Origin of the sequence: Polynucleobacter sp. AP-Nino-20-G2 (genome assembly GCF_018688235.1) — a bacterium.
Lineage (GTDB): Bacteria > Pseudomonadota > Gammaproteobacteria > Burkholderiales > Burkholderiaceae > Polynucleobacter.
In genome coordinates this window covers 1616955-1636590 of sequence record NZ_CP061313.1, presented here as the reverse complement: position 1 = coordinate 1636590, position 19636 = coordinate 1616955, and the positions used below count along the sequence as shown (strand labels likewise).

The window sequence follows — 19636 nt, the reverse complement described above, 5'->3', positions numbered from 1 at the left end:
CTGCCGGCTCTCTAGCCTCGTTCTTTGTCCATATTCTTCTGCGCTATCGGGTCGGTTTTGGCATGGATCATAGCTACTTGACCGCTTGGTAATTCACGCATACTGGGCGGTAATTTGGCACTTTGTGGTGGGGGCTTGGATTGGTTTCTTGCTGCCACTCTTCTAGTGCCTGCAGGTAGTGGGGTGGGTGCTTTGATAGGTTGATACGCTGGGGTGCCACTTGTAGCAGGCAGGGGTAGTGGCTTGGGTTTGGGTAAAGGTTTGGGTGCTGCAACTTGGGGTGGTCGCTTGGCTTTACGTGCTGCTAGGGTACGTGCCTTTTTTGCTATCTCGGGTTTTAACTTTGCAGCAAGGGGCTTTGGGACATACTGCGCTGCACGTTGTTTTTGATAGGTGTTTAACGCTTCCAAGGTACTGGTGTACATAATTCGTTGCAAACGAATCCACTCATCATCACTTAAAAATTCATTCAATCTCATTTGCACTCTCCATTTCTTATATTTATAAGATTTCAGTAATTGCCGTAGAGCATGATGTTGATCGTTCTAAAAACGATATACTTTCCCTATGACTCCAAATTCAAGTAAACCGCTTATAACTAAAGAAGTGGCTTTAAGTCGACTCAAAATCGGTTTTAGCATTGCGCTAGTAATGGCCGTGATCTTTTCCGTTGGCATGACTGTTTTAGGGCTAATTAATTGGAATAAAGAGTCCGACCAGTACCAAGCTAAAGTGGTTGAGCAGCATAAATCTAGTTTTTGTACTGCGATTAACAGATATCCAGACGGCAGTGACTTCACGCTTGAAATAGCTGCCCTATATGGTGAGCAAACTGAGCAGTGGCCTGGTTGGAAGTATGCAAAGAATTTCCAGTACTGTAATGCTAATCCTTACCTCTATAGCAATTCATATTCGACCTGTTACTTTGCGCGAATGGAGTTATTTAATTATTTTGGCTGCGTAGATGCACCTTTATCAGTTGGCGAGACTCTTGGAAATATTTTTAAAAGATATTGGACTGCATTGCTATTCGGCTTTTTGGCTATTGGCTTAATTCCGCTTGTTGCATTCTTTGTGGGTCGACTAGTTCAGTCTGGTCTCTTGGTTGAGAGGCATCCAGGGTGGCGACGTGTGCAAATTGCAACTGTAGGTTTGGTGTTCTCTATAGGAGTCATTCGGGCATTTGTGCGCTTAAATAATTGGAGCGATACATTCATTGACGATCTCTTGATTGCCTTGCTGATTTCCATTATTAGCTGGCTTGGGTTTTTATTACTTCGTTTTGTTATGCGTTGGCTAAAAGAAGGCTTCCAAACTGCTGGGGCCCAAGTAGCGCAAGATACTTCTGCGCAAAACTTAAGCTATCCAGCTAAAGATATCGAGTCCAAAGTTGAGGCTGAGATGATTCAGGCAACTTTCTGGTCAAGATTGTGGGCAAGGACGATAGATATTTTTATTGTTTGGCTAGTGGCGGGGCTGATTGATTTGCCTGGCTTGCTATTGATTTTAATTGTGCCATCTAGCGCAACTATGTTTTTGATGATTGCAGAGTTAATTACTGGCTTGCTATGGCTGTGTTTGTTCTTGTATCTATATGACAGCTACATGATTTATAAATTTCAAACGACTATAGGTAAGTTGGCGGTAGGGATAAGAGTGCTTAATAAAAACTATCAGCCAATGAGTTTGGTTGAATCAAAGTCTAGGGCATACCTGGTGATATCTAAAGCACTTTCCTTTATGATTTTTTATCCATTAGTGCAGGCATTTAATGCTTGGCAGGCTAAAAAAGCTTTAGACAATGGTTTGCCTGTGGCCTGGGATCACTCAGGAACTGTAGTTCAGCAGAAGCGAATTAGTGTGGCACGTTTAACGATTGTTGCCGTGCTGGCAATAAGCCTATTACTGACCCAGTTGGTACTGCAAAAGGTTCAAAAAGAAATCACTAAGCAAGAAATCAGATCATCAGTCTTACGATAGCTACTAGTATTCACTAGGCAGTAGCAGTACCCAGAAGTCACCACTCCAGCAGGCATAGAGGGTAATGGTAGGCATGGGGAAGTCAGTAAATGGAATGTGCTGGCGATCAAGTACTTTCCCATTGCCGTTATCTAACGCTAGCTCAGCACTACCTCTTGTCACGTTGAGCTTGGCAGATATAAATTCCTCACGTCCTGTAAATTGGGGTAGATAACTAGCTATTGCATCCATTAGCCAATATGCCCCAGCTTCATCAGCTAGATATTTGCAGCCATCTGTAATGACTGTGCTGGGGCTAATGCGGTAATAGTGCTCAGTACCGGTAAATTGGCCAAGCGTTGCAGCATCAAACTCTGAATTTGACATCTTTAGTCGATTTGCTGAGGTAAATGCACCAAATTATCAGCACCATATTGGCCTTTGAGTAAAAAGATTGCATCTGAAACGCTGTTTGCACAGATTCTGGTTTGGACTACAAATCCATTGGCACGGACGTAAGCTGAGTAAGTATTCATGTAATTCTCCTAAAGTTAAAAATGGGCTAGTTGCACGATTGCAAACTAGCCCTGGGTCATCATTTCTTAAATGAATTGCGAGTCATCTCGCTTACTTCATTAATAGCTTCATCTAAATCACCGTTTAGCACGGCAGTCTGTAGATTCTTCAGTGTGGCTATGAGCTCATCGCCTGAAGCTAGTTCAATTGCATTAGCCCCTTTTTTATTCAGGGGTAATACTTTGCTGCCGTACTTAAGAGTTAAGTTGATCTTGCCCTCGGGGCTGATGTAAAACCACTGACGTACACGTTTTACTGTGTCTACAGTCATGCGTTCGCCCGTTTGCTTGTTTGTATAAGTGCGTGAGACTTTGGGTTGGTATAGCTGCCCTGACTTTTGAGCTTCGCAAAGTGCCAACTGCTCAGCAATCTTATTGGCCATCTTGTTTCTGCGCAGTACGATTGGGCTAGCTGATACCGGGCGCTTACCTGTTATTAATTTAAGACTTGTTAGAACGGACATTGAAAACTCCTTGTTGTTAGTAGAGTCTTAACGATAGTGTCGCCCTGCAAAAGGGTCGACCTGATCTGGCATGGAAAAACAACGGATCAATGAAGCAATAGCTAGATCAATAAGCAATGGGATCGAAATCTTGTGAAACCCAGCGAAAACCAAAGAATAAATTTCAGATCTTATCTAGAAGGCATAAATAAAAATGTGAGTTGCTTTGAGTTGCTATGGGTTACTAGGTAACAAGAAGAAACAAAGTTACAAGTAACTAGTTGCTAGTTACTAGCTACTGCTTAAGGCATGAAGCGACTAGTAACCCAGACAAGTGACTTCTTTTCTGGGTTTGTGACTAGAGGCAACAAAGCAACCCGCAACTAGACCATATCAGGAGAAAGAGATGGAGACAAAGCAAATAACAAAACAAGTAACAAAACAAGGAACAAAAATAGCAGTGCGTTTATATAACAACCCAAAGTTCGGCAAAACTTTTGGCAAGGGCATGTATTACAACGCAGTATTTAATGGAACTTTAGACCTTCCACAGCAGCACTTAAAGTATTTAATCGATCTAGTGCCATTTACCCAGTGGCAACATACAGCTACTACCGATATCGATATGGAGGCGCTGGGAATGGTCATTGCCCATTACCAAAAAATCAATATAGATGTCCAGTCCGCCAATCACGGCGAACACATCCTATGCAGCTGGATCAAGCGATTTGATAGTGCGATGTCAAAGCCCAAGGTCATGGGGTTTGTTACGGTGGATTTACGCACCTGCCAATTAACCGTGGCGCTTGTGGATGATAAGCATGAATTGGTGTTGAGCGAGCATTTCCCCATGCGCTCATGCCGGGAAAAGACTGGCAATAGCCCAGATTACTTTTCATCAAACTACGATGCAGACCTTAAACAAAGGCTCGCTGCTTAGAGCTGTTTATATTTGGATTTAGTAGTATGGCAGCCGATTGCATAGATAAAACGCAATTCGGCTGTTTTCTTCAATTGGGTGTAATTGGCTTTGAGATGTGTAAATGTAAGTAAATACGCAAAACCTTATATTTTCCTGCTGATCGTCTCTAAACCATTGTGATCATTGAAGAAATCTCACTAAATATCAGATGACCTTTTTAGGTCGACTTCACGCACATAAGAAATTACATTGAATGTGTGACTTTTATTTGATTTAGGGAGATTGCAGAATGAAACAAGCGAAAACATTAACCGCGCAAGAATTACGTAGAGTTTTAGATCACATTGCTACACGCAAGCATTGCGCTAGAAATAGGGCTATGCTACTGATTACACATTACGCAGGATTACGTGTTGCGGAAATGGCTTCTTTACGTTTTGCGGACGTAGTAGACGCAGAAGGCGCTATCAAAAATGAGATCATGTTGCGCCCAGAGCAAGCGAAGGGTGGTTACGCCCGCACCGTGTTTATTAGCGAGAAGCTTAAAAAAGAATTGGCTGCCTATATCAAGATCTATACCCCCAATGATCCCCGGGAAAAACTATTTTATTCCCAGAAGAAAGGCAGTGATGGCTTTAGTGCCAATACAGCCACTCAGTTCTTCCACTATCTATATCAACGTGCAGCTATTCCAGGGGCTAGTAGTCATTCGGGTAGAAGGAGCTTTATTACCAACTTAGCGGCTAAGGGTGTTGGGGTGAGGGTGATCATGGGATTGAGTGGACACAGACAGTTATCCAGTGTGCAGCACTATATAGACTGCAACGACGATCAAAAGCGTAAAGCAGTAGAACTAATCTAGTAATTCGTCTTAAACGATTTCAGGTTGTGGATATCGCTCATAAAACTCTGCTTCAGCAATTGCGTATTCAGCACTCATAAATGGGTAATCCATTTTTAATGTGATGGTCTTTCCGTCTTTATCGACAATTGGGTCAATGCTGGGAAATCTTCCTCGAGCAGCATTTTCCGCCAGTAGCAATGCATATTTGATCTGCCTATGCGCCAGTGTATTCATTGTCATTTTTTCAAGATAGGCGCTATCTTCTGGCTTTGGTCGCTTTCCCGTAGCTCTTTCAATCTCTTCTCGCATTGCCTCGGCTTTGCGAATCTCAATCGCCGCCTCTACATTCAGATTTACCTTTGTACCTACTTTCCAAAGCGGCCACTCATGGTTGCGGATCTTCGTATGGAGTGTCTTAAGGCTAGAGTCAAATGCTGTAGTTTTTAATTTATTTGCTCTAAATCTGTATAGCGGTACTTCAAGGTCAACTGGGTTGTTAGCTTTTCTAGGCGACTGCTTGTAAACATCGATTTTTTGAGCGATTTGCCTAAAGATGGATTGCTTGGAAAGATTTAGTGGAATTGATAGAAGTAGGGCATTGGGGAAATTTTGATTATCCCTAGTGCCATAAAGATGCTTCATTACATCATCAATAATCTTATTGGGATCACCTGCGTCACCACGGGGTATGCGGGTGATTGTAGAAACGCTCGGCAATTGCTTTTCGGTTCTAAATAGCACCTTATCTTTGCGTTTAAGCCAATCGGTAAAGGTGATATTGCCTACCCAGCCAAAGTTGTCATAGGTTTGCAAGACTCTACTGAAGTCCCAGGGTAGGCTGGCAATCTGCTCCGTGGAGAGCCTGCCCTCCCTGAAGGCGTGAGCTAAGACATAACTCTCACTTGCCATTAGCGCATAAAACCACCATCGCTTTAGTGCATAGCCACCCGTTTTTTTAATTTTGATGCGGAATTTGCGGTTTTCCATAAAAAAATCTATTGATAGTTATAGCATTAATTATAACAAGCAATTTTCAAGCATATGTGTTCAGGAATATTCTCATTACATACCGCAGCACTGCTGCCGCTCTTTAACAAATCAGTCGCTTTAAACACGCAATTTCACGTAGTACAGCACTACTTATATGTAGTTGCTGTGCAGGACTTATTAACGCAGTTACTAACTTGCACGGGGGTGCTACATGCAAAAAGCATTAACAACACAAAACTGCTACTTGCTTGACTTTAAGCGAGTGCAGGGATTAGCAGCACAGCGCACTACTAATAGTGCAGCAAATTTAATAACAAACAGTAAAGCAGCACTTAGTAATTTTTTTAAACACATATTGAAAGGTAGTAAATGAAAACAGCACGATTAAACACAAACGCAGCAACAAGCGGTAATACAGCAGCGGCACTGGCTTTAGCAAACATTGTTGCAAGCAAGCAGCAAAGTTTTGAAGCTGAAGCTGAAATATTGTTTTGCAGACAGATGCAAGAAGTTAAAGAGTATTACGACAGCATTAAACAGCGCAGCGATAAAGAAGAGCTGTTGCTAACGATGCTGACGGAGTTGGAAGAAGAATTAGATTTTGTAGTAGATGGAGATGGGCATATGACGGACGAATGCATTGTTGCACTGTACTTAACACGTAAATGTGCAAGCTTAACGGATACGTTAGTTAACGCAGCAGTAGCAACTTTGCAGGACGACGTAACAGCAGTAGCAGTAACACATTAATTTAACAAACAAGGAGTAGTAAAAATGGAAGCAACATTAGTAAACACACAAGCAGTAAACACAGCAGCACAGGCAATAGACATTGAAAAGTTTATGCAAGACACAGGGGCGGAGGTAACGGTTAGCGGTACTTCTGAAGAGCAAGCGCAGCAGGCTTTGCGTGAGCTAGAGAAGGCAAGCATTGGACAAAAGCAAGAATGGTACGACGTGCGAGCGCAATTTATGAGCGATGGCAGCGGTGCTGCTAAGTCTATTGACTTTGAAACGCTTATAGGGGCGGCTGCAATGGGTGATCTGATAACAGAGTTAGATGATCTTGCGGCAGAGTACGGGAAATATCAGCGAGAGCTAAATGTTGCAGAGGCCCGTAGCAATGCATTTTTAAATAGCATTGTGGGCAAGTGCTACGCAAAGTATGACTTGTTCTTGCAGCAGAGTGAGAAGGAGCAAAAGCGTATTTTAAATCGCTTGGATGCATACATGCTGGATCGCAACATTAATATGACACCAAAAACGTATGTGCTCAGCAAGTTTTTAATGTGCGTATTTATTGGTGCAGATGCTAGAAAAATTAATAGCTACTACTCAGCTATTGCTTACGCAAAAAAGAAAGGCTGCGAACCTGCTGATTTTGCACAATACGTGCAAAATTTTGAAGGGGGCTTAACTGCAATGCGCTTGGCTAATGCAGAAAGCAAAAAATCAAATGGCGCAGGTTCTGCATTACTAACACGTGACGAAAAACTGGTGCAAGCGCAGCAATGGGCAAATGCACGTGAGCTGGCCGTGTTTGACAGTGCAGTCTTAGCGCAAAAAGTGGACGCTACAGCAGGGCAAATCGTGCTCATTGCTACACCTTTATCGGGCGGCAAGTACGCAGTACGTGCTGGGCTTAGCGATAAAGCGGTAGTAAACGCAGCGTTGTTAGCATTTTACAAGGTTAGCAAAGATGCTATTGCTAACGAACAAGAAGAGCAGGCGCAGGCAAGCGATGTTGACCAAGTAGATCAGTTGGCAGCGCAAGCAGCGGCAATGGCTGAGTAATTTTTAACTAAACAGATTGCTGCGGGATTAATTGTCCTGTAGCAATCATTCATTGGAGGTTTTATGCAACCTGATTTTAGTAATTTTGATGAGAAGTTTCAGCCTAAAGTATTGGGCGATGTAGTTTTTAAAGATGCAAAAGCGAAGCAGATGATTGAGGACTGCATTGCTAAAAATGGCGGCTTTCCTGGATCGGGAAAAAACGGCATTTTGTTATATGGGGATGTGGGGACTGGCAAAAGTGCTTTGGCAAAAATATTGCCCGATTTGATTGAGCAAGCGCATAGCGGACAAGATGCACAGTTGCCGCAGTATTTTGACATTGCTGCTACGTCAAATCACGCACAAATGATGGTAAGTATTGCTAATCGCTGTAACTTCACACCCATCGATGCATTTCACTATTTTGTATTAGATGAGGTGGATAACTTAACTGGTGCTTATATGCCATCGCTTAAAACCGCGATGAATGGGGGCAGTCAACATGCAGTGTTTATTTTGACAACCAATAATTTATCAAAAATTGATCGTGCAGTAATTGATCGCTGTCATGTAGTCGATTTTACTGCGGCACCTAGTAGTCATTGGCTGCCTGTTATGAGCAGGGTGCTTAGTTATTACGGGGTATTGGGCATTCCCGATCAGGTGCTTATTGATGTGGCGGCTGCTTGCAAGGGTAGTGGTCGGGGTGTACTAAATGCCAGCAAGCAAATTGTGAAGCACTACTACGCAAATAAGTCAAATGTAGCAGCGCCCATAGTGTCACAGTGTCAAGCAGTCACCATCTAATAGGAATAAGGAGAAATACTATGGCAACAAAATTTGTAACGATGAATATTCAATTGGCAGCAAAGCATGCAAATGCTAAAACCGTAAAAGAGCTGGAGTTTTTCTTGGCTGATGCTGTTATTGAAGCTGACGGAGAGGAGTGTGCCTTTATCTCTGACGGAACCGATGAGACTGTGAGGTTGGCAATCCCCTATGAAGATGGCAGTGAATTAGCATTGTTAGAGGCTGGGGCATTGCTGGGTCAATGTATGGCGCAGTATGACTTAGCCAAATTACGCTATGGCTCAATTTTTTGGAAATCTATTAATGCGTTTGATGGCAGCGTTATCGAGACGGCCCACTTCTAAATCGTTTCAAACGATTTGCGTCTGCAATTAAACATTGCAGACGTTTTTATATAGCTAATGGAAATGAAAAATGAAAAATAAAGCAATGAGTGCCTTATACATGGGCGACTATGGTATCAAAACAGCGGTTTTAACAAGCCATGAAAAATTTGGCTTATATATCAGCGGTTATGAGGAGGATGGATTGAATCAGTGGCCTGAATTGCGCAAGCAATATGTATTTGAGCGGGTAAAGGCGCTGTTATTAAAGGAAGATGCGTACTTCAACCAGCATTTAGATCAGGCCGTGAGTGGCAATAAACGGTGGGATAAGTTTTGTGACGATTGCATTGAGTTAGCAACGCTAGATCAGTACTTTTTTGGCAAGCCCATTTTCTTGCTGCATCCAGATAGCTATATGAACGGTATAGCAAGTAACTCTCTGGATCCATTGTGGATGAGGGGACCTGATCTGATCGGTGGGATTCCAGTACTGCGACGAGATCACTAATTCGTTTTAAACGATTTGCCGGTAATTCTCAGGGATTGCCGGCATTTTTTTGTCAAAAATTAATGCTGTAAACATTCCAAATCAATTGGGATGGTGGTTAAGTGGCTGTTTTTAAGTGTACAAGCGACTCTCAAAGTAGGGTTTTTTATTAATTTGAAGGTCTCAAATCGGCCATGAGCAGTCAGCCACCATTGAAAATGATTTGTGCGCTGCACACAAATATTTCTATTTTTTTCATCAGCCTTTAGGGCTACTAGGGAAATCCTTAGTCATCAAACCGACATAATTTCTATGTTTGTCGAAATTTAAAACTTATACTTATTTCTAGAAATTGTTCACATTTATAGAGAGGGCAAAAGATGGAATCGAATGAAAGTAGACGGAATTTCTTAAAGGTAACTGGTATTGGTTCTGCAGTTGCGGTTGGTTCTGCAGCATCGCTTGTGAGTAGTCCTGCAAATGCGGCTCCAGGCAATGGTGCGGTTTTAGCCTATCCAGAGCGTAACATTGGTAAATCTGCAGGAATGAAGGTAAATACCCCAGTGAACTTTACTTACCCTGACGCAAGTTCCCCATGTGTTGCGATCAAAATGGATGGACCGGTCGCCGGGGGAGTTGGCCCCAATAATGATGTAGTTGCTTACAGCACACTGTGTACGCATATGGGTTGCCCCGTTAATTACGACCAACAGGCTAAGACATTTAAATGCCCATGTCACTTTAGCGTTTTTGATCCAGAGCACTTGGGTCAAATGGTATGCGGTCAGGCAACAGAAAATCTGCCAAAAATTGAATTGAAGTATGACTCAGGCACTGACTCGTTCAAAGCGGTTGGTGTGAATGGCCTCATTTATGGCCGCGCTTCTAATATTCTTTAAGACGGGATAATCGCCATGACAACATTTAATGACCGTATTGCATTACCCCCAGTTGATGCTCAAAAAACAAATATGACCTGCCACTTCTGTATCGTAGGGTGCGGATATAACGTGTACAAGTGGGATGCAAATAAAGAGGGTGGAAGAGCCCCAAATCAAAATGCGTTGGGTTTAGATTTCCGTAAGCAGCTTCCTCCAATGGCTGTAACTCTCACGCCAGCGATGACTAATACCATTGTGGACAAGAACGGCAAGCGTTCTAACATCATGATTGTTCCTGACAAGGCGTGCGTCGTGAATAGTGGTTTGAGTTCTACGCGTGGCGGCAAGATGGCAACGTATATGTATAACCCTCAAGGTATTACACAGGAGCGCCTACAGCTACCACAGTTTTATGCTGGTGATCAGTGGCTTGACACTACCTGGGATTACGCTATGGCAGTTTATGCGGGACTTATTAAGAAGATTATTGATAACGATGGCCCACGTTCAATTTTTTACTCTACGTTTGACCATGGTGGTGCAGGTGGTGGTTTTGAGAATACCTGGGGTTCAGGCAAGTTGATGTTTAGCGCCATTCAAACCCCATCAGTGCGTATTCATAATCGTCCAGCGTATAACTCGGAGTGCCATGCTACCCGTGAAATGGGCATTGGCGAACTGAATAATAGCTATGAAGATGCTCAATTAGCAGATGTTATTTGGTCTATTGGTGGCAATCCCTATGAGACTCAAACAAATTATTTCTTGAATCACTGGTTGCCAAATATTGTTGGCTCTACAGTTGATAAGAAAAAGAATATGTTTGGTAATGAGCCAGTCGGTGAAGGCAAAGTCATTTTTGTTGACCCTCGGAAAAATAACACCATCTCCTTATGTGAATTGCAAGCAAAAGACCGTACATTGCATTTAGATATTCAGCCTGGAACTGACATTGCTTTATTTAATGGTCTGTTTACCTATGTAATTGAGCAAGGTTGGATTGATAAAGACTTTATTGCTAAACATACAAAGGGCTTTGACGAGGCAGCTAAGGCTAATAATTTATCCCTTGAAGAGTGCAGCAAGATCACTGGCGTATCAATAGATAAACTTAAGAAGGCTGCGGAGTGGAGCTATAAGCCAAAGGCTAATGGTGCAATGCCGCGCGCAATGCACTCATATGAAAAAGGCATTATTTGGGGTAATGACAACTACCTTATCCAATCTGCTTTAGTGGATTTGGTCATTGCAACGCATAACGTAGGTCGTCGTGGTACAGGCGTAGTGCGTATGGGTGGACACCAAGAGGGCTACACACGTCCACCACATCCAACAGGCGAGAAGATTTACATTGATCAAGAGATTATTAAAGGCAATGGCCGCATGATGACTTGGTGGGGTTGCAACAACTTCCAAACATCTAACAATGCTCAGCAATTAAGAGAGGTGGTTCTTAAGCGGTCTCAGATCGTGAAAGAAGCAATGTCTAAAACTCGTGGCGCCTCACCCGAAGAGATGGTTAATGCCATTTACGATGCAACATCACGGGGTGGTTTGTTTGTTGCGAGTATTAACTTGTACCCAACATCTCTAAAAGAAGCTGCTCAAATTATGCTGCCAGCCACCCAGCCTGGCGAGATGAATTTAACTTCTATGAATGGTGAACGCCGTATGCGTTTATCTCAGAAGTTTATGGATGCTCCAGGCGAGGCAAAACCAGATTGCATTATTGCTGCAATGGTAGCTAACACTATCAAAGCTCAATACGAGAAGGAGGGTAATGCAGCAATGGCAAAACGCTTTTCAGGCTTTGATTGGAAAACCGAAGAAGATGCTTTCAATGACGGATTCCGTCAGGCAGGTCGTCCAGGCGCCGGCCCAATTGATAGCCAAGGTGGTGACACAGGTTACATGGCGACTTATGCCCTATTGGCTAAAGCAGGCAACAACGGAGTCCAGCTTCCAATTAAAGAAGTGCAGGGCGATAAGTTAATCGGCACCCCAATGATTTACGCTGATAACAAGTTTGATACTGATGACGGTAAGGCGCACTTTAAGCCTTCACCATGGCCAGGATTACCAAAGCCTGTTGAGGGTCAAAAGCAGAAATATGCCTTCTGGATTAACAATGGAAGAGCTAATGAGGTATGGCAGACGGCTTACCATGACCAGTACAACGAGTTTGTCCGTGGACGTTATCCAATGGCCTATTTAGAAATTAACCCAGCAGATGCTTCAGCACTGGGTATTAGTGCAGGCGATGTCGTTGAAGTGTTTAATGACTACGGATCTACTTTTGCGATGGCCTATCCAGTAAAAGATGCCAAGCCTAAGCAGACCTTTATGCTCTTTGGTTATGTTAAAGGTGTAGCAGGTGATGTGACAACTGAGTGGGTTGATAGAAACGTGATTCCGTACTACAAAGGCACTTATGCAAACATTAAGCGTGTTGGCACCATGAGTGACTTTAAACGTACTGTATCGTTTAAGCGCAGAGCATACGCTGATGTTTAATTGATTTTGTCCTGACTTGGGGGTGAGTTTTTCTCACCCCTTTTTTATTCCTAAATAGGTAAAAAATGGAAGACATTGTCCCGCTAGTATCTGAGTTGATGCGCACACGGCATCATATTTCTCCGAAGCGCTTGGGTGGTCCTGGGCCCACTGAAGAGCAAAAGAAAATCATTCTGGAGGCCGCTGGAACTGCCCCAGACCATGGGCTAGTTACGCCATGGCATTTTTATGAAATTTCCGATGCTGGCAGGGTATTGCTCGGCAGAGTGTTTTCTCATAACTTGAAGGAGCGAGATCCTGGTGCAACACCAGAGCAATTAGATGAGGCGCATGGAAAGGCTTTGCGTGGACCTTATCTACTGCTGGCTGTTGCTAAGTATGGAACAGGGGATAACAAAATTCCACGTAATGAGAAGTTAATTTCAGCTGGCTGCGCGGTTCAAAATATCATCCTCACTGCTCATGCCATGGGGTTTGGAGCGGGGTTATCTAGTGGTCATGCACTCTATAGTTCCGAGATGAAAAAGCTCTTTAAGCTTGAGGGTGATGATGAGCCGTTGGTATTTATTACGATTGGTACTGTCATTAAGCATAAAGATGGTCGAGTAAGGCCTGCCTATACTGATTACAGCTCTATTTTCTAATTGCAGGGTGCTACAGAGAGGCATTTGTACGCATGGACACTATTAAGCGAATTCTTGACGAATCGAAGGGCTCTATTCCAAATCACAGTAATACTGCGCTGGCAATTGATGCTGGACTATCTCCTGAGAAAATTGCATCAACAGCCACTAGCGAAGGAATGCATGAACTGGCTGGCGCAATATTTGAGGCGCTTCAGGTGGGAGAACCTCCCGAAAGCAACCCATTAGATATTGTTCGATCCCGTTTGTTGGAGTTTAGAAAAGGCCTGCCGGCTTCAAGCGAAACTGCCAAACTGATTGATGCTGGGGCACCTTTAGATCTGATTTCAGAGAATGCCGAAGAAGAAGGGCTCTTTTCTTTGGTTGCGATGATTGTTGAGGCTGAGCAAGAAGGCGAAACATAGATTTATAAATTTGAGCAAGATGTACTGGTGGGCGCTTTCGTTATTTGTATGGTGGCATGAGAGATATTAAATTGAGTTAACAATGCATCTTGGATCTCATCAATCAATCCATCATCATGCTGCCAGTTGGGAATAATGAGTTGGGTTGTTAAAGCAATGTCAGAGGTGCTCATTGCCCATACATGTAAATCCTGCACCTTGCTAACCCCTTGAATTGATTTTAAATAGTCATAAACCTTGGACAACTCGATTGAGTCAGGTACGCCATCGAACATCATGTGTAGCGTTTTCTTAAATAGATTGAGTGCGCTCACGATAATAATTACAGAGATAGCCAGGCTTAGCACGGGATCCAGCCAAGCCCACTCAAACCATAAATAGAGCACCCCTGCAATCAAAACGCCAAGAGAAACTAAGGCATCTGAAATCATGTGCAAAAAGGCGGCCCTTAAATTTAGGTCTTGATGCTCATTTTTAATAAAGAGTAGGGCTGCTAGGGCATTAATAACAATCCCTGAGGCTGCTACTGCAATAACTACCAATCCTTGCATTGGCTCTGGGGATTGCAGTCTTTGGATGGACTCTAGAATTAAGGAGCCCATTGCCACAAGGAGCAAGACTGAATTAATGAACGCTGCCATGATGGAGGCTTTTTGCCACCCAAAAGTATGGCGCATATTCGGGCGTAGGCTAGCCATAAAGGTTGCTGCCCAAGCCAGTAACAGCCCGGCCACATCACTTAAGTTGTGCCCAGCATCAGCAATTAAGGCCAGCGAGTTAATCTTCCAGCCATAAAACGCTTCCACAACTACATAGGCAATATTTAAGCCAATGCCAACAGCAAATATGGTGTTGTACCTTGGCTTATTTACATGTGAATCGTGATTATGCAAACCACTGCTCAACTTTGTCACGGCTCGGAATGCCACCAGTGTGAACTACCTTTCCGTCTACAACTACACCAGGAGTAGACATGATGTTGTAGGTCATGATGTCTTTGATGTCTTCTACCTTTTCCATTGTGATAGCAACACCTTTTTCTTTGGCAATTTCTTCCACTAGCTTGACTGTGGCTTTGCAATTGCTGCATCCGGTGCCGAGTACTTTAATGTCCATGATAATTCCTTTATAGAACTGCGTTAAAAATGTAACCTACGATGAGAATGCCTGTTGCTACGATGCTGGCAAAAATGATGATGAGGCGAATCTTCAAAACCTTACGCAAAATAATCATCTCAGGCAAAGATAGGGCAATGACGCTCATCATGAAGGCTAATACGGTTCCAAGAGCCGCGCCTTTAGCAAGTAGTGCCTCCACGATTGGAATAATCCCAGCAGCATTGGTATACATGGGCACACCAATAAGAACGGCTACTGGCACTGACCACCAGGCTTCTTTGCCCATCAAGCTTGCCATAAAGTCTTCTGGGACATAACCGTGGATCCCAGCACCAACACCAATACCCACAATGATGTATGGCCAGACTTTGACCACAATCTCTTTAATAGCAGCCTTTCCAGAGTCAATGCGATCACTTAAGGTCAGGCGGTCAGCATCTACGGTGGCCACTGTCTTGGGCATATTGATCACCCAATCTTCTAGATAGGCTTCTAGCTTGAGTTTGCCAATGACCCACCCAGCAACAATAGCTACCGAGAGTCCTAGCGCCAAATACAAACTAGCAATTTTCCAGCCAAATAATGTGAAGAGCAATGTCAATGCCACTTCATTAACCATTGGGGCTGAAATCAAGAATGAGAAGGTAATGCCGAGTGGCACACCAGCTTGCACAAAGCCGATAAAAAGCGGCACAGCAGAGCAAGAACAAAACGGTGTAACGATTCCAAGGCTTGCTGCCATGATGTTGCCCACGCCTTCAGATTTACCTGCGAGCAAAACTCTAGTGCGCTCAGGAGTGAAGTAGGAATTAATCATGCCCATGACAAAGACAACGCCAGTAAGCAGTAGTAATACCTTAGGCGTGTCATACAAAAAGAATTGCAACGCATCGCCCAATGGGCTTTGACGCTCAATTGGGAGCAATGAGACTATCCACTCAGAAACGGGTATGAGGGATTTGTATAACCCATACCAAATGAGGGTGGCACCGGCTAAAAATAGCTTAGGCCAGGTTTTTGACACTACTTGCATTGAAGCTACGCTCATTTTGATCCTTTTTCTTTATTTTGACCTATTAGGCGCTTGTCTAGTTTGATGTATGTCATCAATTTGTCATGTATTTCTATTATCTTGGAAACATTAAAAAGAAGCTGTTTAATCGTTCCAATCCAACAAAAAGGACAAATACATGTTAAAAAAATCAATTCTGGCCGGTATTTTTGCCATTAGTGCAATAACTACCACCTCAGCTGCCGAAATCACTGGTGCTGGCTCAACCTTTGTATATCCGTTGCTTTCCAAATGGGCCGAGGCATATAAGGCTAAAACAGGCAATAACATGAATTACCAGTCTATTGGATCTTCAGGTGGCCTAAAGCAAATTCGAGCAAAGACTGTTGATTTTGGTGCTAGTGATGCACCAGTGAAGTTTGAGGATTTAGAAAAAGACGGCATGCTCCAGTTCCCAACCATTATTGGCGGGGTTGTGCCTGTATTGAACGTGGAAGGTTTAAAACCAGGCCAACTGAAATTGGACGGCCAAACATTGGCTGATATTTTCCAAGGCAGCATTACCAACTGGAATGACAAGCGTATTGCTGCTTTGAATCCTGGCATGGCAATTCCTGCTGGTGATATTACTGTGGTACATCGTGCTGATGGTTCTGGTACTACAGCGGTTTTTACTGATTACTTGACTAAAGTTAGTGCAGACTGGAAGAGCGCTGTGGGTGCTGGTGCAGCTGTTAAATGGCCTGCAGGATCTTCTGTTGGTGGCAAAGGCAATGAAGGTGTTGCCGCAAACGTAACTCGTCTTAAGAACTCTATTGGTTATGTTGAGTATGCCTATGCGAAGAAAAATAAGATGACCTATGCCTTGATGAAAAATGCTGCAGGTCAATTTGTTGCTCCTGATGATGAAACCTTTGCAGCCGCTGCTGCTGGAACTGATTGGACAAAAATTCCAGGCATGGGCACCTACATTACCAACGCTGGAGGCGCTAAGTCTTGGCCTATTTCTGGTGCAGTCTTCATCTTGATTTATAAAAACCCAGAAAACAAAGCGAATGCATCTGAAGTGATTAAGTTCTTTGAATTTGGCCTTAAAGATGGTGGAAAAATGGCTGAAGAGTTAGATTACGTACCAATGCCTGCTGCAACCATTGAATTCATTAAAAAGAACGTTTTATCTAAAGTGTCATTGAAATAATTCATTAGTAACATGGGCATCTCGAATAGCTGGGGTGCCCTTCACTAATTAATATATTTCTATTAAAATGAAATTATGAAAAATACTGACGCAATTTCCGCTTTTTTAGCCTTAGGGCAGGAGTCCAGGTTGAACGTATTTCGTTTGATTGTTCAGCGGGGTGATGTTGGGCTTACTCCAGGCCAGTTAATTGAAAAATTAGGCATTCCAAACGCTACATTGAGCTTTCATTTGAAAGAATTGCTCCAGGCGGATTTACTTATCGTTGAGCGCCAAAGCCGGAACCTTATCTATCGCCCTAATGCACAAATGGTTCAAGACTTAAGTGAATTCCTTTTAGATAACTGTTGCGGCGGAAAATCTTGCTCAACCACTAAACCCCTTAGAAAAGTAAAGCAATCATGAAGCAATACAATATTCTCTTTTTATGTACTCATAACTCAGCACGTTCCGTATTGGGTGAAGCCCTGGCATCAACCCATCCGAGCGGTTTGTTTGTTGGCTATTCCGCAGGCTCAACACCGGGCACTCAAGTTAATCCATTTGCAAGAGAAATTGCCCTAGAGCTTGGATACGATGAAAGTAAGTTGCGTTCTAAGAGCTGGGATGAATATGGTTTGCCTGATGCTCCAAAGATGGACTTCATTGTGACGGTTTGCGATAATGCTGCCGGGGAAGTATGCCCATTCTGGCCGGGTAAGCCATCTACGGCTCATTGGGGCTTTCCTGACCCATCACAAGTGCAAGGTACAGATTTAGAAAAGAAGGCCGCCTTTAATGAAGTTAGAAATGGTCTTAAAAGACGTTTAGACATACTGGCTGCTATGCCATTAGAAAAACTTGACTCAATGAGTCTTAAAGAGATTCATACAAAAGCATGAGTTCGCTTACTAAAAAACTATCGTTCCTTGATCGCTACCTAACGGTATGGATCTTCGTTGCTATGGCGGTGGGTATTGGCTTGGGCTACTTTGTTCCAAGTGTTGAAGGATTTATTAACTCCTTTCAGGTTGGCACAACCAATATTCCAATTGCCATTGGTTTGATATTGATGATGTACCCGCCTTTTGCCAAGGTTCGATACGAAGACTTGCCTGATGTCTTTAAAGACAAGCGTATCTTTGGTATTTCTATTCTGATGAACTGGTTTGTAGCGCCAGCATTGATGTTCTTTTTGGCGATTACTTTTGTGCCAGATCAGCCTGAATATATGGCTGGCTTGATTCTGATTGGGATAGCGCCTTGTATTGCTATGGTGATTGTTTGGAATGACTTGGCTAAAGGCTCTACTGAGTATGCCGCTGGGTTAGTAGCTTTTAATGCCATCTTTCAAGTGCTGTTCTTTAGCGTGTACGCCTATTTCTTCTTAACTGTATTGCCACCGTATTTTGGTTTGGCTGGCGCTAATGTCAGTGTCAGCATGAGTCAGATCGCAGAAAGTGTCTTTATCTATTTGGGTGTTCCTTGCATAGCTGGAATACTTACCCGAGTAGTCATGCTCAAGTTTGTGTCTAAAGAGTGGTATCACGAGCACTTTGTACCCCGCATTGGCAAGATCACTTTGATCTCTTTGTTATTCACGATTGTGGTGATGTTTAGTCTCAAAGGTAGCCTGATCCTTACTTTGCCAATGGATGTCGTAACCATTGCCGTCCCGTTACTAGTGTTTTTTGTGGTGATGTTCCTCTTAACCTTCCTTGTCACTGGCAAGATGGGGATTGACTACAAACGCTGCTGCACTTTGTCGTTCACGGCGTCTAGCAATAACTTTGAGTTAGCCATTGCCGTAGCGATTTCGGTATTTGGTATTAATTCAGGGGCGGCATTTGCGGCAGTCATTGGCCCTTTGGTTGAAGTGCCGATCATGATTGGTTTAGTGGCGGTAGCTTTATGGTTTAAGGAAAGCTTCTTTTCTAAGGAAAAAAATTAAGTGTTTGAAAGTCCCATTGAATTCCCCGCATTAGTCGAAGAGCTCTTTCAAATCCCAGGAATTGAGAAACTAAATTCTCAAGTTAACTCACATCCTCCAAGATTCTTGATGCTTTATGGGTCTTTGCGTGAGAGATCATATAGTCGCTTATTAACCTACGAAGCAGCTAGATTGCTTACTGCAATGGGTGGCGAAGTAAAAATCTACGATCCAACTGGATTGCCTTTGGTTGACAGTGTTCCTGATACTCATCCAAAGGTAAAAGAGTTACGTGAATTGGCATTATGGGCGGAAGGTATGGTGTGGACTTCGCCTGAGCGTCATGGGGCAATGACGGGGTTGCTAAAGACTCAGATTGACTGGATTCCATTGTCTGATGGTGCAGTAAGACCGACCCAAGGAAAGACCTTGGCAGTGATGCAGGTCTGTGGTGGATCTCAATCATTTAATGCAGTCAATCAAATGCGAATTTTGGGTAGATGGATGAGAATGCTCACCATCCCTAATCAGTCCTCCGTAGCTAAGGCGTTTACTGAATTTGAAGAAGACGGCCGTATGAAGCCATCAGCCTTTTATGACCGGGTCGTAGATGTGATGGAAGAGCTCTATAAGTTCACTTTGCTAACTCGAAATATTAGCGCTTACTTGACTGACCGCTATAGCGAGAGAAAAGAATCCGCTGAAGAGTTATCCAAGCGGGTAAATCAAAGGTCAATTTAGGCTTTTGCTGTTTTAGGTTTATGGCGGGGATAGTCTGCTTTGGGTCGGAAGCTGTCCAATGGGATGAACGGACCCGGATGTC

25 protein-coding genes and 1 pseudogene are annotated in these 19636 nt (G+C 43.3%); 18 read left to right on the top strand and 8 right to left on the bottom strand.

Annotation, left to right across the window (positions count from 1 at the left end):
- Positions 1–11: 11 nt before the first annotated feature.
- Positions 12–479, bottom strand: a complete 468-nt coding sequence (locus FD960_RS08580; RefSeq protein WP_215298660.1) for a hypothetical protein — start codon at positions 477–479, stop codon at positions 12–14.
- 88 nt (positions 480–567) lie between these two features.
- On the opposite strand from FD960_RS08580, the gene FD960_RS08575 reads away from it, so the two are divergent.
- Positions 568–1980, top strand: coding sequence for an RDD family protein (locus FD960_RS08575; RefSeq protein WP_215298658.1), 1413 nt, complete (start codon positions 568–570; stop codon positions 1978–1980).
- A gap of 3 nt (positions 1981–1983) precedes the next feature.
- On the opposite strand, the gene FD960_RS08570 is transcribed toward FD960_RS08575, so the two are convergent.
- The 3 genes and pseudogenes from FD960_RS08570 to FD960_RS08560 all read right to left on the bottom strand — a co-directional run.
- Entirely contained in the window at positions 1984–2346 is a 363-nt protein-coding gene (locus tag FD960_RS08570; RefSeq protein ID WP_215298656.1) for a DUF6876 family protein, read from the bottom strand.
- Positions 2347–2348: 2 nt separating this feature from the next.
- The gene (locus tag FD960_RS08565; RefSeq protein ID WP_215298654.1) at positions 2349–2495 is read right to left on the bottom strand and encodes a hypothetical protein; all 147 of its coding nucleotides are present in this window, start codon (positions 2493–2495) and stop codon (positions 2349–2351) included.
- A 59-nt stretch (positions 2496–2554) separates the two neighbouring features.
- A pseudogene (locus FD960_RS08560) lies at positions 2555–3001 on the bottom strand (DUF6641 family protein); the annotation flags it as partial.
- A 382-nt stretch (positions 3002–3383) separates the two neighbouring features.
- On the opposite strand from FD960_RS08560, the gene FD960_RS08555 reads away from it, so the two are divergent.
- On the top strand, positions 3384–3917 hold the full coding sequence (locus FD960_RS08555) for a hypothetical protein (RefSeq protein ID WP_215298651.1): 534 nt from the start codon (positions 3384–3386) through the stop codon (positions 3915–3917).
- A gap of 271 nt (positions 3918–4188) precedes the next feature.
- Positions 4189–4761 (top strand): site-specific integrase, encoded by a 573-nt coding sequence (locus tag FD960_RS08550; protein WP_215298650.1) that lies wholly within the window; start codon positions 4189–4191, stop codon positions 4759–4761.
- A 9-nt stretch (positions 4762–4770) separates the two neighbouring features.
- Here the strand turns inward: FD960_RS08550 and FD960_RS08545 are convergent, their stop codons facing one another.
- The gene (locus FD960_RS08545; protein ID WP_215298649.1) at positions 4771–5730 is read right to left on the bottom strand and encodes a hypothetical protein; all 960 of its coding nucleotides are present in this window, start codon (positions 5728–5730) and stop codon (positions 4771–4773) included.
- 214 nt (positions 5731–5944) lie between these two features.
- On the opposite strand from FD960_RS08545, the gene FD960_RS08540 reads away from it, so the two are divergent.
- The 10 genes from FD960_RS08540 to FD960_RS08495 all read left to right on the top strand — a co-directional run bounded on the left by FD960_RS08540 (position 5945) and on the right by FD960_RS08495 (position 13575).
- Positions 5945–6106 carry a hypothetical protein gene (locus FD960_RS08540; protein ID WP_215298648.1) on the top strand — a complete coding sequence of 54 codons (162 nt, stop codon included), beginning with the start codon at positions 5945–5947 and terminating at the stop codon, positions 6104–6106.
- A complete protein-coding gene (locus FD960_RS08535) occupies positions 6103–6483 on the top strand; it encodes a hypothetical protein (protein ID WP_215298647.1) in 381 nt (126 codons plus the stop codon). The genes FD960_RS08540 and FD960_RS08535 overlap by 4 nt, the downstream gene beginning before the upstream one ends.
- A 24-nt stretch (positions 6484–6507) precedes the next feature.
- Entirely contained in the window at positions 6508–7527 is a 1020-nt protein-coding gene (locus FD960_RS08530; protein ID WP_215298646.1) for a hypothetical protein, read from the top strand.
- Between the two features lie 63 nt (positions 7528–7590).
- Positions 7591–8316, top strand: a complete 726-nt coding sequence (locus tag FD960_RS08525; protein WP_215298645.1) for an AAA family ATPase — start codon at positions 7591–7593, stop codon at positions 8314–8316.
- A 20-nt stretch (positions 8317–8336) separates the two neighbouring features.
- Positions 8337–8663: a hypothetical protein gene (locus tag FD960_RS08520; protein WP_215298644.1), complete on the top strand. Its 327-nt coding sequence runs from the start codon at positions 8337–8339 to the stop codon at positions 8661–8663.
- 70 nt (positions 8664–8733) lie between these two features.
- Positions 8734–9153, top strand: a complete 420-nt coding sequence (locus FD960_RS08515; protein ID WP_215298642.1) for a hypothetical protein — start codon at positions 8734–8736, stop codon at positions 9151–9153.
- A gap of 359 nt (positions 9154–9512) precedes the next feature.
- Positions 9513–10031: an arsenate reductase (azurin) small subunit gene (locus FD960_RS08510; protein WP_215298640.1), complete on the top strand. Its 519-nt coding sequence runs from the start codon at positions 9513–9515 to the stop codon at positions 10029–10031.
- 15 nt (positions 10032–10046) lie between these two features.
- Positions 10047–12527 carry an arsenate reductase (azurin) large subunit gene (locus FD960_RS08505; RefSeq protein ID WP_215298638.1) on the top strand — a complete coding sequence of 827 codons (2481 nt, stop codon included), beginning with the start codon at positions 10047–10049 and terminating at the stop codon, positions 12525–12527.
- Positions 12528–12592: 65 nt separating this feature from the next.
- Entirely contained in the window at positions 12593–13171 is a 579-nt protein-coding gene (locus tag FD960_RS08500) for a nitroreductase (protein WP_215298636.1), read from the top strand.
- A gap of 32 nt (positions 13172–13203) precedes the next feature.
- Complete coding sequence (locus FD960_RS08495; RefSeq protein ID WP_215298634.1) at positions 13204–13575, top strand: hypothetical protein; 372 nt, start codon at positions 13204–13206, stop codon at positions 13573–13575.
- 2 nt (positions 13576–13577) lie between these two features.
- On the opposite strand, the gene FD960_RS08490 is transcribed toward FD960_RS08495, so the two are convergent.
- The 3 genes from FD960_RS08490 to FD960_RS08480 are packed head-to-tail and all read right to left on the bottom strand — an operon-like array spanning position 13578 to position 15742.
- A complete protein-coding gene (locus tag FD960_RS08490) occupies positions 13578–14468 on the bottom strand; it encodes a cation diffusion facilitator family transporter (RefSeq protein WP_251369779.1) in 891 nt (296 codons plus the stop codon).
- Positions 14461–14691 carry a thioredoxin family protein gene (locus FD960_RS08485; RefSeq protein WP_371817427.1) on the bottom strand — a complete coding sequence of 77 codons (231 nt, stop codon included), beginning with the start codon at positions 14689–14691 and terminating at the stop codon, positions 14461–14463. Before FD960_RS08485 ends, FD960_RS08490 begins: the two co-directional genes overlap by 8 nt.
- A 10-nt stretch (positions 14692–14701) precedes the next feature.
- The gene (locus FD960_RS08480) at positions 14702–15742 is read right to left on the bottom strand and encodes a permease (RefSeq protein WP_215298632.1); all 1041 of its coding nucleotides are present in this window, start codon (positions 15740–15742) and stop codon (positions 14702–14704) included.
- A gap of 142 nt (positions 15743–15884) precedes the next feature.
- Here FD960_RS08480 and pstS point away from each other — a divergent pair, with 142 nt between their 5' ends.
- The 5 genes from pstS to arsH all read left to right on the top strand — a co-directional run bounded on the left by pstS (position 15885) and on the right by arsH (position 19554).
- On the top strand, positions 15885–16904 hold the full coding sequence (gene pstS, locus FD960_RS08475; protein WP_215298631.1) for a phosphate ABC transporter substrate-binding protein PstS: 1020 nt from the start codon (positions 15885–15887) through the stop codon (positions 16902–16904).
- Positions 16905–16979: 75 nt separating this feature from the next.
- The gene (locus tag FD960_RS08470) at positions 16980–17309 is read left to right on the top strand and encodes a helix-turn-helix transcriptional regulator (protein ID WP_215298629.1); all 330 of its coding nucleotides are present in this window, start codon (positions 16980–16982) and stop codon (positions 17307–17309) included.
- The gene (locus tag FD960_RS08465) at positions 17306–17785 is read left to right on the top strand and encodes an arsenate reductase ArsC (protein WP_215298627.1); all 480 of its coding nucleotides are present in this window, start codon (positions 17306–17308) and stop codon (positions 17783–17785) included. The genes FD960_RS08470 and FD960_RS08465 overlap by 4 nt, the downstream gene beginning before the upstream one ends.
- Positions 17782–18834, top strand: a complete 1053-nt coding sequence (arsB, locus tag FD960_RS08460) for an ACR3 family arsenite efflux transporter (protein ID WP_215298625.1) — start codon at positions 17782–17784, stop codon at positions 18832–18834. Before FD960_RS08465 ends, arsB begins: the two co-directional genes overlap by 4 nt.
- Positions 18835–19554 carry an arsenical resistance protein ArsH gene (gene arsH / locus FD960_RS08455; RefSeq protein ID WP_256441660.1) on the top strand — a complete coding sequence of 240 codons (720 nt, stop codon included), beginning with the start codon at positions 18835–18837 and terminating at the stop codon, positions 19552–19554.
- Positions 19555–19636: the final 82 nt, after the last annotated feature.

Excerpts from the sequence above, each read along its gene's own strand:
- FD960_RS08580 (WP_215298660.1), bottom strand. The coding sequence starts at position 479 with ATGAGATTGAATGAATTTTTAAGTGATGATGAGTGGATTCGTTTGCAA.
- FD960_RS08575 (WP_215298658.1), top strand. The coding sequence starts at position 568 with ATGACTCCAAATTCAAGTAAACCGCTTATAACTAAAGAAGTGGCTTTA.
- FD960_RS08570 (WP_215298656.1), bottom strand. The coding sequence starts at position 2,346 with ATGTCAAATTCAGAGTTTGATGCTGCAACGCTTGGCCAATTTACCGGT.
- FD960_RS08565 (WP_215298654.1), bottom strand. The coding sequence starts at position 2,495 with ATGAATACTTACTCAGCTTACGTCCGTGCCAATGGATTTGTAGTCCAA.
- FD960_RS08555 (WP_215298651.1), top strand. The coding sequence starts at position 3,384 with ATGGAGACAAAGCAAATAACAAAACAAGTAACAAAACAAGGAACAAAA.
- FD960_RS08550 (WP_215298650.1), top strand. The coding sequence starts at position 4,189 with ATGAAACAAGCGAAAACATTAACCGCGCAAGAATTACGTAGAGTTTTA.
- FD960_RS08545 (WP_215298649.1), bottom strand. The coding sequence starts at position 5,730 with ATGGAAAACCGCAAATTCCGCATCAAAATTAAAAAAACGGGTGGCTAT.
- FD960_RS08540 (WP_215298648.1), top strand. The coding sequence starts at position 5,945 with ATGCAAAAAGCATTAACAACACAAAACTGCTACTTGCTTGACTTTAAG.
- FD960_RS08535 (WP_215298647.1), top strand. The coding sequence starts at position 6,103 with ATGAAAACAGCACGATTAAACACAAACGCAGCAACAAGCGGTAATACA.
- FD960_RS08530 (WP_215298646.1), top strand. The coding sequence starts at position 6,508 with ATGGAAGCAACATTAGTAAACACACAAGCAGTAAACACAGCAGCACAG.
- FD960_RS08525 (WP_215298645.1), top strand. The coding sequence starts at position 7,591 with ATGCAACCTGATTTTAGTAATTTTGATGAGAAGTTTCAGCCTAAAGTA.
- FD960_RS08520 (WP_215298644.1), top strand. The coding sequence starts at position 8,337 with ATGGCAACAAAATTTGTAACGATGAATATTCAATTGGCAGCAAAGCAT.
- FD960_RS08515 (WP_215298642.1), top strand. The coding sequence starts at position 8,734 with ATGAAAAATAAAGCAATGAGTGCCTTATACATGGGCGACTATGGTATC.
- FD960_RS08510 (WP_215298640.1), top strand. The coding sequence starts at position 9,513 with ATGGAATCGAATGAAAGTAGACGGAATTTCTTAAAGGTAACTGGTATT.
- FD960_RS08505 (WP_215298638.1), top strand. The coding sequence starts at position 10,047 with ATGACAACATTTAATGACCGTATTGCATTACCCCCAGTTGATGCTCAA.
- FD960_RS08500 (WP_215298636.1), top strand. The coding sequence starts at position 12,593 with ATGGAAGACATTGTCCCGCTAGTATCTGAGTTGATGCGCACACGGCAT.
- FD960_RS08495 (WP_215298634.1), top strand. The coding sequence starts at position 13,204 with ATGGACACTATTAAGCGAATTCTTGACGAATCGAAGGGCTCTATTCCA.
- FD960_RS08485 (WP_371817427.1), bottom strand. The coding sequence starts at position 14,691 with ATGGACATTAAAGTACTCGGCACCGGATGCAGCAATTGCAAAGCCACA.
- FD960_RS08480 (WP_215298632.1), bottom strand. The coding sequence starts at position 15,742 with ATGAGCGTAGCTTCAATGCAAGTAGTGTCAAAAACCTGGCCTAAGCTA.
- pstS (WP_215298631.1), top strand. The coding sequence starts at position 15,885 with ATGTTAAAAAAATCAATTCTGGCCGGTATTTTTGCCATTAGTGCAATA.
- FD960_RS08470 (WP_215298629.1), top strand. The coding sequence starts at position 16,980 with ATGAAAAATACTGACGCAATTTCCGCTTTTTTAGCCTTAGGGCAGGAG.
- FD960_RS08465 (WP_215298627.1), top strand. The coding sequence starts at position 17,306 with ATGAAGCAATACAATATTCTCTTTTTATGTACTCATAACTCAGCACGT.
- arsB (WP_215298625.1), top strand. The coding sequence starts at position 17,782 with ATGAGTTCGCTTACTAAAAAACTATCGTTCCTTGATCGCTACCTAACG.